The 13,166-nt window shown below is 73.2% G+C and carries 7 protein-coding genes and 5 pseudogenes; 4 read left to right on the top strand and 8 right to left on the bottom strand.

Annotated elements, in window-relative coordinates; translation table 11 throughout:
• Positions 1-46: 46 nt before the first annotated feature.
• Positions 47-4,047 (top strand): annotated as a pseudogene (purL, locus tag ACQ95T_RS02110) (phosphoribosylformylglycinamidine synthase).
• A gap of 368 nt (positions 4,048-4,415) precedes the next feature.
• On the opposite strand, the pseudogene ACQ95T_RS02105 reads toward purL, so the two are convergent.
• From ACQ95T_RS02105 to fbaA, 8 genes and pseudogenes are all read right to left on the bottom strand, one after another.
• Positions 4,416-4,721: pseudogene (locus tag ACQ95T_RS02105) on the bottom strand (HAD-IC family P-type ATPase); the annotation flags it as partial.
• Positions 4,721-5,149 carry a hypothetical protein gene (locus ACQ95T_RS02100; RefSeq protein WP_431473470.1) on the bottom strand — a complete coding sequence of 143 codons (429 nt, stop codon included), beginning with the start codon at positions 5,147-5,149 and terminating at the stop codon, positions 4,721-4,723. The gene ACQ95T_RS02100 and the pseudogene ACQ95T_RS02105, both read right to left, overlap by 1 nt.
• A gap of 161 nt (positions 5,150-5,310) precedes the next feature.
• Positions 5,311-5,661 (bottom strand): annotated as a pseudogene (locus ACQ95T_RS02095) (heavy metal translocating P-type ATPase); the annotation flags it as partial.
• Positions 5,601-6,110 carry a hypothetical protein gene (locus ACQ95T_RS02090; RefSeq protein ID WP_431473469.1) on the bottom strand — a complete coding sequence of 170 codons (510 nt, stop codon included), beginning with the start codon at positions 6,108-6,110 and terminating at the stop codon, positions 5,601-5,603. The gene ACQ95T_RS02090 and the pseudogene ACQ95T_RS02095, both read right to left, overlap by 61 nt.
• 52 nt (positions 6,111-6,162) lie before the next feature.
• On the bottom strand, positions 6,163-6,618 hold the full coding sequence (locus ACQ95T_RS02085; RefSeq protein ID WP_425938976.1) for an SRPBCC family protein: 456 nt from the start codon (positions 6,616-6,618) through the stop codon (positions 6,163-6,165).
• Positions 6,619-6,621: 3 nt separating this feature from the next.
• Positions 6,622-7,913, bottom strand: a pseudogene (locus ACQ95T_RS02080) (adenylosuccinate synthase).
• A gap of 236 nt (positions 7,914-8,149) precedes the next feature.
• Positions 8,150-8,563: a DUF3151 domain-containing protein gene (locus ACQ95T_RS02075; protein ID WP_425938972.1), complete on the bottom strand. Its 414-nt coding sequence runs from the start codon at positions 8,561-8,563 to the stop codon at positions 8,150-8,152.
• Positions 8,560-9,590: pseudogene (gene fbaA, locus ACQ95T_RS02070) on the bottom strand (class II fructose-bisphosphate aldolase). The gene ACQ95T_RS02075 and the pseudogene fbaA overlap by 4 nt, the downstream one beginning before the upstream one ends.
• A gap of 109 nt (positions 9,591-9,699) precedes the next feature.
• Between fbaA and ACQ95T_RS02065 the strand changes: the two are divergent.
• The 3 genes from ACQ95T_RS02065 to ACQ95T_RS02055 are packed head-to-tail and all read left to right on the top strand — an operon-like array spanning position 9,700 to position 13,135.
• The gene (locus ACQ95T_RS02065) at positions 9,700-11,325 is read left to right on the top strand and encodes a circularly permuted type 2 ATP-grasp protein (RefSeq protein ID WP_425938968.1); all 1,626 of its coding nucleotides are present in this window, start codon (positions 9,700-9,702) and stop codon (positions 11,323-11,325) included.
• Positions 11,319-12,296, top strand: coding sequence for an alpha-E domain-containing protein (locus tag ACQ95T_RS02060; protein ID WP_425938966.1), 978 nt, complete (start codon positions 11,319-11,321; stop codon positions 12,294-12,296). The genes ACQ95T_RS02065 and ACQ95T_RS02060 overlap by 7 nt, the downstream gene beginning before the upstream one ends.
• The gene (locus tag ACQ95T_RS02055) at positions 12,296-13,135 is read left to right on the top strand and encodes a transglutaminase family protein (RefSeq protein WP_425938964.1); all 840 of its coding nucleotides are present in this window, start codon (positions 12,296-12,298) and stop codon (positions 13,133-13,135) included. Before ACQ95T_RS02060 ends, ACQ95T_RS02055 begins: the two co-directional genes overlap by 1 nt.
• Positions 13,136-13,166 lie beyond the last annotated feature (31 nt).

The raw sequence follows: 13,166 nt of genomic DNA, 5'->3' as shown, positions 1-13,166 counted from the left end.
ATATCGTGAGACCCACCTCCCGCCGCCGCCCCAGGAGACCCCGCCCATGGCTTCGTCCCAGCACGTGCTGACCACCGTCCCCGGCGGGTCCGCCCTCTCCGACTTCCGGGCGGCCGCGCTGCTGCGCCGGCTCCAGGTCGCCTGCTCGCGCGTCACGGGCGTGTCCGCGCGCCACGTGCACTGGGTCGCGTCCGACGACGCGCTCGACGCAGGCACGGTTGAGGAGGTGCGCAGGATCCTCACCTACGGCGAGCCCTGGGAGGGCGGGGACGCGCACGAGGCGGAGGAGGGCGGGGACGTGCACGAGGCGGAGGAGGGCGGTGCGGTCGAGGAGGTCGTGGTCGTCGCCCCCCGCCTGGGCACCGTCTCCCCGTGGGCGAGCAAGGCGACCGACATCGTGCACAGCTGCGGGGTGCCGGTGCACCGGGTGGAGCGCGTGGTCGAGCACCACCTCGAGCTCGCACCCGGTGGAAGGCTGACCGGCGAGGAGTGGGACGCCTGCGCCGCGGTGCTGCACGACCGGATGACCGAGACCGTCCTGCGCACCCGCCAGGAGGCGGCCGCGCTGTTCGCCGAGCGCCAGGCCCCGCCGATGGAGCACGTCGACGTCCTGGGCCGGCGCCGCGAGGCGCTGGTCGAGGCCGACCGGAGGTTCGGGCTGGCGCTGGCGCCGGACGAGATCGACTACCTCGTCGAGTCCTTCACCGCGCTGCGGCGCAACCCGACCGACGTCGAGCTGACGATGTTCGCGCAGGCCAACTCCGAGCACTGCCGGCACAAGATCTTCAACTCCGACTTCGTCGTCGACGGCCAGGTACAGGAGCGCAGTCTCTTCGGGATGGTCCGGCACACCGAGGCCGTGGCCGGCCAGGGCACCGTCGTGGCCTACAAGGACAACGCGTCGGTGATGCGCGGCGGACCCGTCGTGCGCTGGCTGCCCGAGGACGGCGGACCCAGCCGCTACGTCGCCCGGGAGGAGGAGGTCCACGTCCTCATGAAGGTCGAGACCCACAACCACCCGACGGCCATCTCGCCCTTCCCCGGGGCCGCGACCGGCGCCGGCGGCGAGATCCGCGACGAGGGCGCCACCGGCCGCGGCAGCGCACCCAAGGCCGGGCTCACCGGGTTCGCGGTCTCGCACCTGCACCTGCCCGGCATTGACGAGCCGTGGGAGGAGCAGGGGTATGACGCGCCCGCCCACCTGGCCACCCCCTGGAGATCATGGTGGAGGGTCCGGTCGGGGCGGCGGCGTTCAACAACGAGTTCGGACGTCCGGGCCTCGGCGGGTTCTTCCGGGTCTACGAGCAGGTCGTCGACGGGGTGCACCGTGGGTACCACAAGCCGATCATGAGCGCCGGCGGCCTGGGGTCGATCAGCGCCTCCCAGACCGAGAAGGTCCGCTTCGGGCCCGGGACGCTGCTGGTCCAGATCGGCGGACCGGGCATGCGGATCGGCCTCGGGGGCGGTGCCGCCAGCTCGATGGCCTCCGGCGCCAACGCCGCCGAGCTCGACTTCGACTCGGTGCAGCGGGGCAACCCGGAGATGCAGCGCCGTGCCCAGGAGGTCATCAACCACTGCTGGGCCCGCGGCGAGGACAACCCCGTGCTGGCCATCCACGACGTCGGGGCGGGCGGGCTGAGCAACGCCTTCCCCGAGCTCGTCGACGACGCCGGGCTCGGCGCGCGGTTCGACCTCTCGGCGGTGCCGCTGGAGGAGTCGGGGATGTCGCCCCGGGAGATCTGGTCCAACGAGAGCCAGGAGCGCTACGTCCTGGCCGTCGCCCCGGAGTCGCTCGCGGACTTCGCCGCGCTCTGCGAGAGGGAGCGCTGCCCGTACGCCGTCGTCGGGGTCGCCGCGGACGACGGCCGGCTGGTGGTCGTCGAGGGCGAGGGCGACGACGGTGGGCTCGGGGGCAGCGAGGGCGACGCCGGCCGTCCGGTCGACATGCCGATGGACGTGCTGCTCGGCAAGCCCCCGCGGATGACCCGTGACGTCCGGCGGGTCGTGCGGTCGGCGCCCGAGCTGCAGTTGGACCACCTGGACGCGGAGGCGGTGCGGGACACCGCATACGCCGTCCTGCGGCACCCGACCGTCGCCTCCAAGCGGTTCCTCGTCACCATCGGCGACCGGACCGTCGGCGGGCTGACCCACCGCGACCAGATGGTGGGCCCGTGGCAGGTTCCGGTCGCCGACGTCGCGGTGACCCTGTCCGACCACGTCGGTCTCGCCGGTCAGGCGATGGCCACCGGGGAGCGGATGCCGCTGGCGGCGCTGGACGCCCCGGCCTCGGGACGGATGGCCGTCGGCGAGGCCCTCACCAACCTGCTCGCCGCGCCGGTGACGCTGCCGGGGGTCAAGCTGTCGTGCAACTGGATGGCCGCCGCCGGTGAGGAGGGCGAGGACGCGGCCCTCTACGACACGGTGCACGCCGTGGCGATGGAGCTGTGCCCGGCGCTGGGGATCTCGGTGCCCGTGGGCAAGGACTCGCTGTCGATGCGCACCCGCTGGACCAGTGCCGACGGCGCCCCCCGACAGGTCGTCTCGCCCGTCTCGCTGGTCGTCTCCGCGTTCGCGTCGCTGCCCGACGTGCGCGGCACCTGGACCCCCCAGCTGCACGCCGGGTCCGAGCTGCTGCTCGTGGACCTCGGCCCCGGTGCCGGGCGCCTCGGCGGCTCGATCGTGGCCCAGGTCCTCGGGCAGTTCGGAGGACCGGTCCCCGACCTCGACGACCCGGCCTTCCTGACCGACCTGGCCGCCGCCCTCGTCGAGCTGCGGGAGCGGGGCCTGGTGACCGCCTACCACGACCGGTCCGACGGCGGCCTGTGGGCGACCCTGTGCGAGATGGCGTTCGCGGGAGGCGTAGGCCTCGACGTCGACGTACCCGTCCACGGGGCCCCGGACGGCCCGGTCGACGCACGCTCGGGGGTCGCGGCCCTCTTCGCCGAGGAGCTGGGCGTCGTCCTCGAGGTGCCCGCCGGTCGTCTGCCCGAGGCCGTCGAGGTGCTCGAACGGCACGGACGCCCCAGCATCTCCAGGCTCGGCAGGTCGACGACGGAACGGCAGGTGCGGGTGCGGGCCGGCACGGTGAGCCTCGACGAGCCGTTGCGCGACCTCGCCCAGGCCTGGGACGAGGTCTCCTGGCGGATCGCCGGTCTGAGGGACAACCCCGGGTGCGCGGACGAGGAGCACGCGCTCGTCGGCTCCGACGACGACCCCGGGCTGCACCTGTCGACGACCTTCGACCCCCGGGACGACGTCGCGGCCCCCTACCTGGCCCGCGGCGCCCGGCCGGTCGTCGCGGTGCTGCGCGAGCAGGGCGTCAACTCCCACGTCGAGACGGCCTTCGCCTTCGACCGGGCCGGCTTCGACACCTACGACGTGCACATGACCGACCTGCAGTCGGGGCGCTTCGACCTCGCGGACGCGGTCGGGCTGGTCGCGGCGGGCGGGTTCTCCTACGGCGACACCCTGGGTGCCGGCGAGGGCTGGGCCCGGTCGGTGCTGCACAACCCGCGCCTGACGGACACCTTCTCGGCCTTCTTCCGACGGCCGGACACCTTCGCCCTGGGGATCTGCAACGGCGCGCAGATGTTTGCCGCACTGGCCGGGCTGGTCCCCGGTGCCGAGGCCTGGCCCCGGTTCACCCGCAACCGCAGCGAGCAGTACGAGGCCCGGTTCAGCCTGGTCGAGGTGGTGGACTCACCGTCCGTCTTCTTCGCCGGCATGGCCGGTTCACGGATCCCGATCGCCGTCGCGCACGGCGAGGGACGGGCCGACTTCTCGGCCCGGGGCGACGCGGCGACGGTGCTGGGCGCCCTGCGCTACGTGGACCACCACGGGCGGGCGACCACGGCATACCCGCTGAACCCCAACGGGTCCGCCGGGGGACTCACCGCCGTGACCACGCCCGACGGGCGGTTCACCGCGATGATGCCCCACCCCGAGCGCGTGCAGCGCAACGTGCAGATGTCGTGGACCCCGGGCGGCCCGACCCACGAGAGCCCCTGGCTGCGGATGTTCCGCAACGCGCGGGTGTGGGTGGGCTGAGCGGCCTGTCGGGGTCTGGGTGGTCCGCTGGCTGCGCCCCGTCCCGTGCCCGTCCGTCCGGGGTGAGGTCGGGAGGCGACGACCGGCATCGGCGTGCACGGCGACGGAGGTCGGCCTGACCCGACCTCAGGTGGACGGCGTCGCCGGGCTGGGAGCCGGTGCTGGTCGGCGGCTCCGCGGGTCTGCTCCTCGGTGAGCGCCCGCTCGGCTGCGGACGGGCGGGCCGCCAGCAGGGCCCAGAGGATGCAGGCCAGGTCGACGACCTCCTGCATCCACGCCCCGACGAAGGCCGGCATCCTCCCGGTGGCCCCGACCAGCATGAGGACCACCGAGAGACCGACGCCGATCGCGATGGCCTGCCAGGCGACCCGCATGGTGTGCCGCCCCAGCAGGACCAGGCGTGGGACGCGGGCCAGGTCGTCGAGCATGACCACGACGTCGGCCGACTCCACGGCCGCCGCCGACCCCCGGGCGCCCATGGCCACCCCCACGTCGGCGGCCGCCAGGACCGGTGCGTCGTTGACCCCGTCCCCCACCATGAGGACCGGTCGGTCGGGCAGACCCGTCACCGCCGTCACCTTGTCCTCGGGCAGCAGGCCGGCCCGGACGTCGTCCAGCCCGACCTGCGCGGCGACCCGCCGGGCGGTGCCCTCGGCGTCACCGGTGAGCAGCATCACGTGCGCGCGATGCCCATCCGGTGCAGCTGCGCCAGCGTCCCGGTCGTCTCGGCGCGCACCACGTCGGCCAGCACGATCGTCCCGACGAGGAGGCCGTCCCGGGAGACGTGCACCTGCGTGTGCCCCGCCGGGGCCGACGACGTGGCCGCGGACTCCTCCGGCGGAGAGGATGCCGCCACGCCCCCGGCCGCCCCGGGGGCCGCAAAGGCCAGCTTGCCCACGCGGACGAGCGTCCCCTCGACGACCGCCTCCACCCCGTGGGCCGGCACCTCGCGGGCGTCGGTCGCGACCGGGACCTCCCCGCGCTCCCGGGCGGCGGCCACGACGGCCCGGGCGAGAGGGTGGGCCGACCACGCCTCCACGGCGGCCGCGGCGGCGAGGACCTCCTCCACCCGGGCAGCCGGGACGACGTGGACGGCGACCACCTCGGGGCGGCCGTGGGTGAGCGTTCCGGTCTTGTCGAAGGCGACCGTGCGGACCTTGACAGCTGCTCGAGGGTCCCGGCGTCCTTGACGATCATCCCGCCGCGGGCACCGCGGGACATGCCGGCCATGAAGGCGACGGGGGCGGCGATGATGAGCGGGCACGGGGTGGCCACGACCAGCACCTGGGCGAACCGCAGGGGGTCGCCGGAGAGCCCCCAGGCGAGCCCCGCGATGAGGAAGGCGGTCAGGGTGAAGGGCACCGCCACCCGGTCGGCGAGCCGGACGAAGGGCGCGCGGGACTCCTGGGCCTCCTTCACCAGCGTCACGATGCGCTGGTACTGCGAGTCGGCCGCGGTCGCGGTCGCCACCAGCCGCACGGCGGCGGCCCCGTTGAGGGCACCGGAGAGGACCCGGTCGCCCCGGACCCGCTCCACCGGGAGGGACTCCCCGGTCAGGGAGCTCTCGTCGAAGACACCGTCGTCGGAGTCGAGGACGGTGTCGACCGGGACCACCTCGTGCGGCCGGACCACCAACCGGTCCCCCGGGCGCACCACGGCCAGTCCACCCGCTCGGTCCCCCCGCCGTCCAGCTCGCGCAGGGCGACGCTGGGGGCCCGTTCCAGCAGGCTCGTCAGCTCCCGGCCCGCCCTGGCCGAGGCGTAGTCCTCCAGGGCCTCACCGCCGGTGAGCATGAGGCAGACGACGAGCGCGGCCCAGTACTCCCCCACCGCCACCGTGGACACGACGGCCGTCACCGCCAGCACGTCGACCCCGTAGGTCCCCGCCCGCAGGTCCGCGACCATCCCCCGCAGCTGCAGCGCCGCGATCCCCAGCGCGACCGCGCTCACGACCCAGCGCGCCGCCCCCGGTGGGCCGGTGACCTCCAGGACGATCCCGACGAGGGCCGTCAGCAGCACCACTCCCACGGCCGGGTAGTCACGGATGCCACGACGCACCTGCATGCCCCATGCCTACCGCCTGCCGGCCCTCCCCGCCAGCATGGGCAGGCTGTCCTCAGGGACGGTCCCGGTCCTGCTCCTCCAGCAGTGCCCGTAGACGGGCCAGGTCCTTGCCGGTGGCACGGCGCACCGCGGCCGCCAGGAGGGCCGAGCCGAGCGAGGCCACGCCCCGGGGCCGGCCCCGGTTGCGCAGCGACATGCCGGTGCCGCCGTCCTCGTCCCACCAGGTGTAGGTGGTCTCCATCGGGAACGGCCCGTCGTCGGTATTCATGACCAGCCGCCGCCCGGGGAGCAGCTCACGGATCTCGTAGGTGTAGGCCAGCTCGCGCCCCAGGAAGTGCGCGACGAAGTCGGTGCGGGCCCCCACCGCAACGACCGGGGCGCCGTGCGGCCGGACCGACCGGATGTTGGCGTACCAGGCCGGGGCGTTGGCGGGGTCGCCGGCGAAGGCGGCGACCCGTTCCCGAGGCACGGCAAGGTGCGTGGCGACGGTGACGTCGACCGCGGGCACCGCTCAGTCCCGCCCCAGCATGTCGTGCAGGACGATGGACTGGTCACGGCCCGGGCCGACGCCGACCACCGAGATCCGGGTGCCCATGAGCTCCTCGAGGCGACGCACGTAGGCCCGGGCGTTGGCGGGCAGCTCCTCGAAGGTGCGGCAGCCGGTGATGTCCTCCTGCCAGCCCGGCAGCTCCTCGTACACCGGACGGGCGTGGTGGAAGTCGGACTGGTTCACCGGCATCTCGTCGAACCGCTCGCCCTGCACGTCGTAGGCCACGCAGACCGGGACGGTGTCCAGCCCGGTGAGCACGTCGAGCTTGGTGACCACCATGTCGGTGATGCCGTTGATCCGCTGGGCGTAGCGCCCGATGACGACGTCGGCCCAGCCGCAGCGGCGCGGGCGACCGGTCGTGGTGCCGTACTCGTGCCCCGCGTCCCGCAGGAACTGGCCGTGCTCGTCCTCCAGCTCGGTGGGGAAGGGCCCCTCCCCGACCCTGGTCGTGTAGGCCTTGAAGATGCCCACGACGCGGTCGACCCGCGTGGGGGCGACGCCGGAGCCGGTGCAGGCACCGCCGGCGGTGGCGTTGGAGGAGGTCACGAAGGGGTAGGTGCCGTGGTCGACGTCGAGCAGGGTCGCCTGGCCGGCCTCGAAGAGCACCGTCTCCCCGCGGTCGAGCGCCTCGTTGAGCACCAGGGCGGTGTCGGCCACCATCGGGCGCAGCCGCTCGGCGTGGCGCAGCAGCTCGGTCATCGTCTCCTCGACCTCGACCGCGCGCCGGTTGTAGATCTTGACGAGCAGCTGGTTCTTCGTGGCCAGCGCCGCCTCGATCTTCTGCCGCAGGATCGACTCGTCGTAGAGGTCCTGCACCCGGATGCCGACGCGGTTCATCTTGTCGGCGTAGGTGGGTCCGATGCCCCGGCCGGTGGTGCCGATCTTCCGGCTGCCCAGGAAGCGCTCGGTGACCCGGTCCAGGACGCGGTTGTACGGCGGGATGACGTGGGCGTTCGCCGACAGGAGCAGCTTGCCGGTGTCCACCCCCCGCTCCTCGAGCGCGTCGATCTCCTCGACGAGGACCCCCAGGTCCACGACGACGCCGTTGGGATGACCGGGGTGCACCCCGGGGAGAGGATCCCGCTGGGCAGCAGGTGCAGGGCGTACTTCTGGTCGCCGATGACGACGGTGTGGCCGGCGTTGTTCCCCCCGTTGAACTTCACCACGTAGTCGACGCTGCTGCCGAGCAGGTCGGTGGCCTTGCCCTTGCCCTCGTCGCCCCACTGGGCACCGATCAGGACGATCGCTGGCATACCGGACCTTTCCTCAGCTGCGTTCCCGGACGCCCCACTCTATCGGGGGGCGTGACGCCACCCGCCCGGGTCTGGTTGGATGGGCGGTGGTCGGGTGAGGACGTCAGGGGACGCGCACCATCCGACCCTCAGGGGGCGCGGTCGGCGCCGGAGCGGTCAAGGGGCCCCGGCGCCGACCGCGGGGACCGACCGGCAGACCGAGGGGACCGACCGGCAGGCCGGCGCCCGGTCGCCGGCTAAAGCCCGAGCTCGCGCGCGCCCGTGGTCGAGGACGCCCGGAGGAACTCGGTGCAGCGCACCCGCTCCTCCTCCTCGCCGATCGCGCCGGCGGCCCTGGCGAGCGCGGCCAGCGCCCGCAGGAACCCCTGGTTCGGTCCGTGCTCCCACGGGACCGGCCCCTGCCCGCGCCAGCCGGCGCGACGCAGGGAGTCCAGGCCCCGGTGGTACCCGGTCCGGGCGAAGGCGTAGGAGGTCACCGGGTCCTCGGTGGCCATGGCGTGCTCGGCGAGCACGGCCCAGGCCAGGCTGGAGGAGGGGTATGCCGTCGCGACCGCGCGGGGGTCCTGCTCCTCGAGGGCGGTCGCCGCCGGGTCCTCGGGCAGCCGGGTCGGCGGGATGCCGAGCAGGTCCTCGCCCGGCCCGGCCGTCACCGGTGGGTCCCGGCCGAGCGCAGGTTCTCGCAGGCTTCCACGACCCGGGCGGACAGGGCCGCCTCGGCCTCCTTGCCCCAGGCCCGCGGGTCGTACTGCTTCTTGTTGCCGACCTCGCCGTCGACCTTGAGCACACCCTCGTAGTAGTGCGCAGCATGTAGCCGGCGATCGAGCGGGTGAAGGCGTACTGCGTGTCGGTGTCGATGTTCATCTTGACCACGCCGTAGTCGACCGCGTCGGAGATCTCCTGCGCGCTGGAGCCGGACCCGCCGTGGAAGACCAGGTCGAAGGGCCGGTCGTCGGCCCCCTGCCCCAGCTCGGCGGCCGCGGCCTCCTGGGCGGCCTTGAGGATCTCGGGCCGCAGCCGGACGTTGCCGGGCTTGTAGACGCCGTGCACGTTGCCGAAGGTGAGGGCCGTCAGGTAGCGCGCCTTGTCAGCGCCGCCGAGCGCCCGGATCGTGGCGACGGCGTCCTCGGGGGTGGTGTAGAGCTGCTCGTTGATCTCGTTGGCGACCCCGTCCTCCTCGCCGCCGACGACCCCGATCTCCACCTCGAGGATGGTCCGGGCCCGCTTGGACAGCTCGAGGAGCTCCTCGGCGATCTGCAGGTTCTCCTCCAGCGGCACGGCCGAGCCGTCCCACATGTGGGACTGGAAGTAGGGCAGCCCGCCCTGCTGGACCCGCTCGATCGAGGCGGCCAGCAGCGGCCGCACGAAGCCGTCCAGCTTGTCCTTGGGGCAGTGGTCGGTGTGCAGCGCGATGTTGACGTCGTACTTCTTGGCGACCTCGTGGGCGAAGGCGCTGAACGCCATCGCGCCGGTCACCATCTCCTTGACGCCCTGGCCGGAGAAGTACTCCGCCCCGCCGGTGGAGACCTGGATGATGCCGTCGCTGCCGGCGTCGGCGAAGCCCTTGATGGCGGCGTTGAGGGTCTGGCTGGAGCTGACGTTGATGGCCGGGTAGGCGAAGCTTCCCGCCTTGGCCCGGTCGATCATCTCGGCATAGACCTCGGGAGTGGCGATCGGCATGGGTCCTCCTTGGTGGAACGGCGTCGGCGCGCTTTCCCTCCCACTCTTCCACAGGGTCGGCGGGCTTCGCCTGCGGGGTGAGGACGGAGCCGACCACTAGGGTGTGCCCATGCCAGGCCCCTTCACCGACTACCCGACCCGGACCGAGGTGTTCGACGAGACGGTGGCCTCAGACGGGGCCGTCCGTCAGACCTACGAGCAGGTCGCCGAGCAGTTCGCGGCCCTGGGCGACGACGACGTGCGCGCCCGGGCCGACTACGTCAGCACGAGCTACCACGACCAGGGCGTCACCTTCGACTACGAGGGCGAGGAACGGCCCTTCCCGCTCGACATCGTCCCCCGCATCATCGACGCGGCCACGTGGGGCCACGTCGAGGCCGGCGTCGCCCAGCGGGTGCGTGCCCTCGAGCACTTCCTCGCGGACATCTACGGCGCCATGCAGATCGTCACCGACCGCGTCCTGCCCCGCCACGTGGTGACCACCAGCTCGCACTACCACCGGGTCGCCTTCGGCATCCAGCCCGGCAACGGCGTGCGCGTCCACGTCTCCGGCATCGACCTCATCCGCGACGCGGAGGGCACCTTCCGCGTGCTGGAGGACAACGTCCGCATCCCCAGCGGCGTCTCCTACGTGCTGACCAACCGGGCCGCGATGACCTCCACCCTCCCCGAGATGGTGGGGACCCACCGGATCCGCCCGGTCACGTCATACCCCTCCCGGCTGCTGCGGGCCCTGCGGGCCGCCGCCCCCAGCGGCGTCCAGGACCCCGAGGTCGTCGTCCTCACCCCGGGGCCCTACAACTCCGCCTACTTCGAGCACACCCTGCTGGCCCGGCTCATGGGCTGCCGCCTGGTCGAGGGTCGCGACCTCGTCGTCCAGGGTGGGCGGGTGATGATGCGCGACACCCAGGGGCTGCAGCCGGTGCACGTGATCTACCGGAGGGTCGACGACGACTTCCTCGACCCGGTCGCCTTCCGCAACGACTCGGTCCTGGGCTGTCCCGGCCTGCTCAACGCCGCCCGGGCGGGCAACGTGACGATCGCCAACGCGGTGGGCAACGGCGTGGCCGACGACAAGCTGATGTACAGCTACGTCCCCGAGCTGATCCGCTACTACCTGGGCGAGGAGCCGCTGCTGCCCAACGTCGACACCTGGCGCCTGGAGGAGCCCGCCCACCGCGAGGAGGTCATGGACCGCCTGGACGAGCTCGTGCTCAAGCCGGTGGACGGCTCCGGCGGCAAGGGCATCGTCATCGGGCCGCAGGCCGACCGGGCCGAGCTGGACGCGCTGCGCGCCAGGGTGAGCGCCGACCCGCGCGGATGGATCGCCCAGCCGGTGGTGCAGCTGTCCACCGTGGCCACGATGGTCCCCGACGGGATGCGTCCTCGGCACGTGGACCTGCGACCGTTCGCGATCAACGACGGCGAGAAGGTGTGGGTGCTGCCCGGCGGGCTGACCCGGGTGGCCCTCGGGGAGGGCGAGCTCATCGTCAACTCCAGCCGCGGCGGCGGGTCCAAGGACACCTGGGTGCTCTCCGGCGACGGGCGGCGCACCCGGGTCGAACCCCGTCAGCAGCGCCAGCTGCAGGTCTCCTCCGCCCCGCAGGTCGCCCTGGCCCGCTCCGAGGCCGAGCCGGCCGAGCAGGAGCAGCAGCAGCAGCAGCAGGTCGGGCAGGACGAGGACGGACGGGGCCACGAGCAGCCCCGGGACCACCAGGGAGGTATGCCGTGCTGAGCCGGATCGCGGAGTCGCTCTACTGGATCGGGCGTTACCTCGAGCGCGCCGAGGACACCTCGCGGCTGCTCGACGTGCACCTCACCCTCCTCCTGGAGGACCCCGTCCTCGACGAGGAGACGACCAGCCTGGTGCTCCTGCGCGTCATGGGCATCGACGACGAGGCCAGCCCGGACCACCAGACGGTGCTGCGGATGCTCGGCTGGGACGAGACCTCGCCGACCTCGATGGTGGCCGCCTTCCAAGGAGCCCGGGAGAGCGCCCGCCGCTCCCGCGAGACCGTCTCGCTGGAGATGTGGGAGGCCATCAACACCACCTGGAACATGATGCGCGGCAACCGGCTGCAGCACCTGCCCGCCCACCGGGCCTGCCAGCTGCTGCGTGAGCGGTGCGCGGTGGTCGTGGGCCTGGCGGACTCCACGATGAGCCACGACGAGGGCTGGCACTACATGATGCTGGGCCGCTCGATGGAGCGGGTCGACATGACCTCCCGGATCATCGAGTCGGCCGCTTACAACGCCGACTCGCCCTCGGCCTGGACCCAGACCCTGCGCGCGTGCGGGGCCCACCACGCCTTCATCCGCACCTACCGCGGGGCGGCCACCGACCAGCAGGCGGCCGAGTTCCTCCTGCTGGACCGGCTCTTTCCCCGCTCGCTGCTGTCCGCCCTGGAGCAGGCCCAGGAGGCCCTCGTGTCCCTGGAGACGCTGCCGCGACGCGGACGACGGCCCGACCCCGGGCTGCCGGCCGCGACCGGCCTGGGCGCCGTCCACGGCCGGGCCGGGGAGGCCCACCGGATGCTGGGACGCGCCCGCGCCGAGCTCGAGTACGGCTCCCTGGAGGAGATGATGCTGACCCTGCCCGAACGGATGAGCCAGCTGCAGCGCACCTGCAGCCAGATCAACGACGCCGTGTCCACCCACTACTTCGACGGTGCCGGCCAGGCCGTCTGGCGGGCGGGGGTGCGCTGATGCTGCTGCGCGTGGTGCACCGCACCGGCTACGAGTACGCCGGCACAGCCTCCCACTCCTTCAACGAGGCGAGGATGACCCCCCGGCAGACCCTGCACCAGCAGGTGCTGCACACCAAGGTCGACATCACCCCCGTGGCCTGGACGAACACGTACTCCGACTACTGGGGCACGACCGTGACCCAGTTCGAGGTGCACGAACCGCACCCCCGGCTCATGGTGGCGGCCTCCTCCACCGTGGACGTGCAGCGGCCCAGGGTCGACGGCCACGGCCTGGGCTGGGAGGACATCCGCTCCCCCCAGATCTTCGACGACCTCAGCGAGTACCTGCACCAGTCCCCCTCGGTGCAGCCACCGGAGGACCTGCGCGAGCGGGTGGCCGAGATCGCCGGCCGCAGCGCCACCCCCGGGGCCTGCGCCCGCGAGGTGGTGGACATGGTCCACGAGGAGATGAGCTACGTGTCCGGCTCGACCGGGGTGCACACCCGGGCGGCGGAGGCGTGGGCCACCCGCTCCGGCGTGTGCCAGGACATGTCCAACCTGACGATCGGCTGCCTGCGCTCGGTGGGGATCCCCGCCTGCTACGTCAGCGGCTACCTGCTGCCGGTCCGCGAGCCGGAGGTGGGGCGGCCCTACACGGGCGAGTCGCACGCGTGGGTGCGCTGGTGGGACGGCGAGTGGGTCGGGATGGACCCGACGAACGCCATCCAGCCCGGCGAGCGGCACGTGGAGATCGGCCGGGGCCGGGAGTACGGCGACGTCCCTCCGCTGCGGGGCATCTACACGGGCACCCGCAGCTCCTCGATGTTCGTCGAGGTGGAGCTGACGGCCCTGCGCTGACCGCCCGCAGGGACCGGCCGGCACCGGGAGG

The organism is Ornithinimicrobium carbonis (genome assembly GCF_050703245.1).
Lineage (GTDB): Bacteria > Actinomycetota > Actinomycetes > Actinomycetales > Dermatophilaceae > Ornithinicoccus.
Note: the sequence above shows the minus strand (reverse complement) of the source record. Positions and strands in the feature narration are given on the sequence as shown.

Coding starts and splice junctions, on each gene's coding strand:
- ACQ95T_RS02090 (WP_431473469.1), bottom strand. CDS start 6,110: ATGCAGGTGCGTCGTGGCATCCGTGACTACCCGGCCGTGGGAGTGGTG.
- ACQ95T_RS02065 (WP_425938968.1), top strand. CDS start 9,700: ATGCCAGGCCCCTTCACCGACTACCCGACCCGGACCGAGGTGTTCGAC.
- ACQ95T_RS02055 (WP_425938964.1), top strand. CDS start 12,296: ATGCTGCTGCGCGTGGTGCACCGCACCGGCTACGAGTACGCCGGCACA.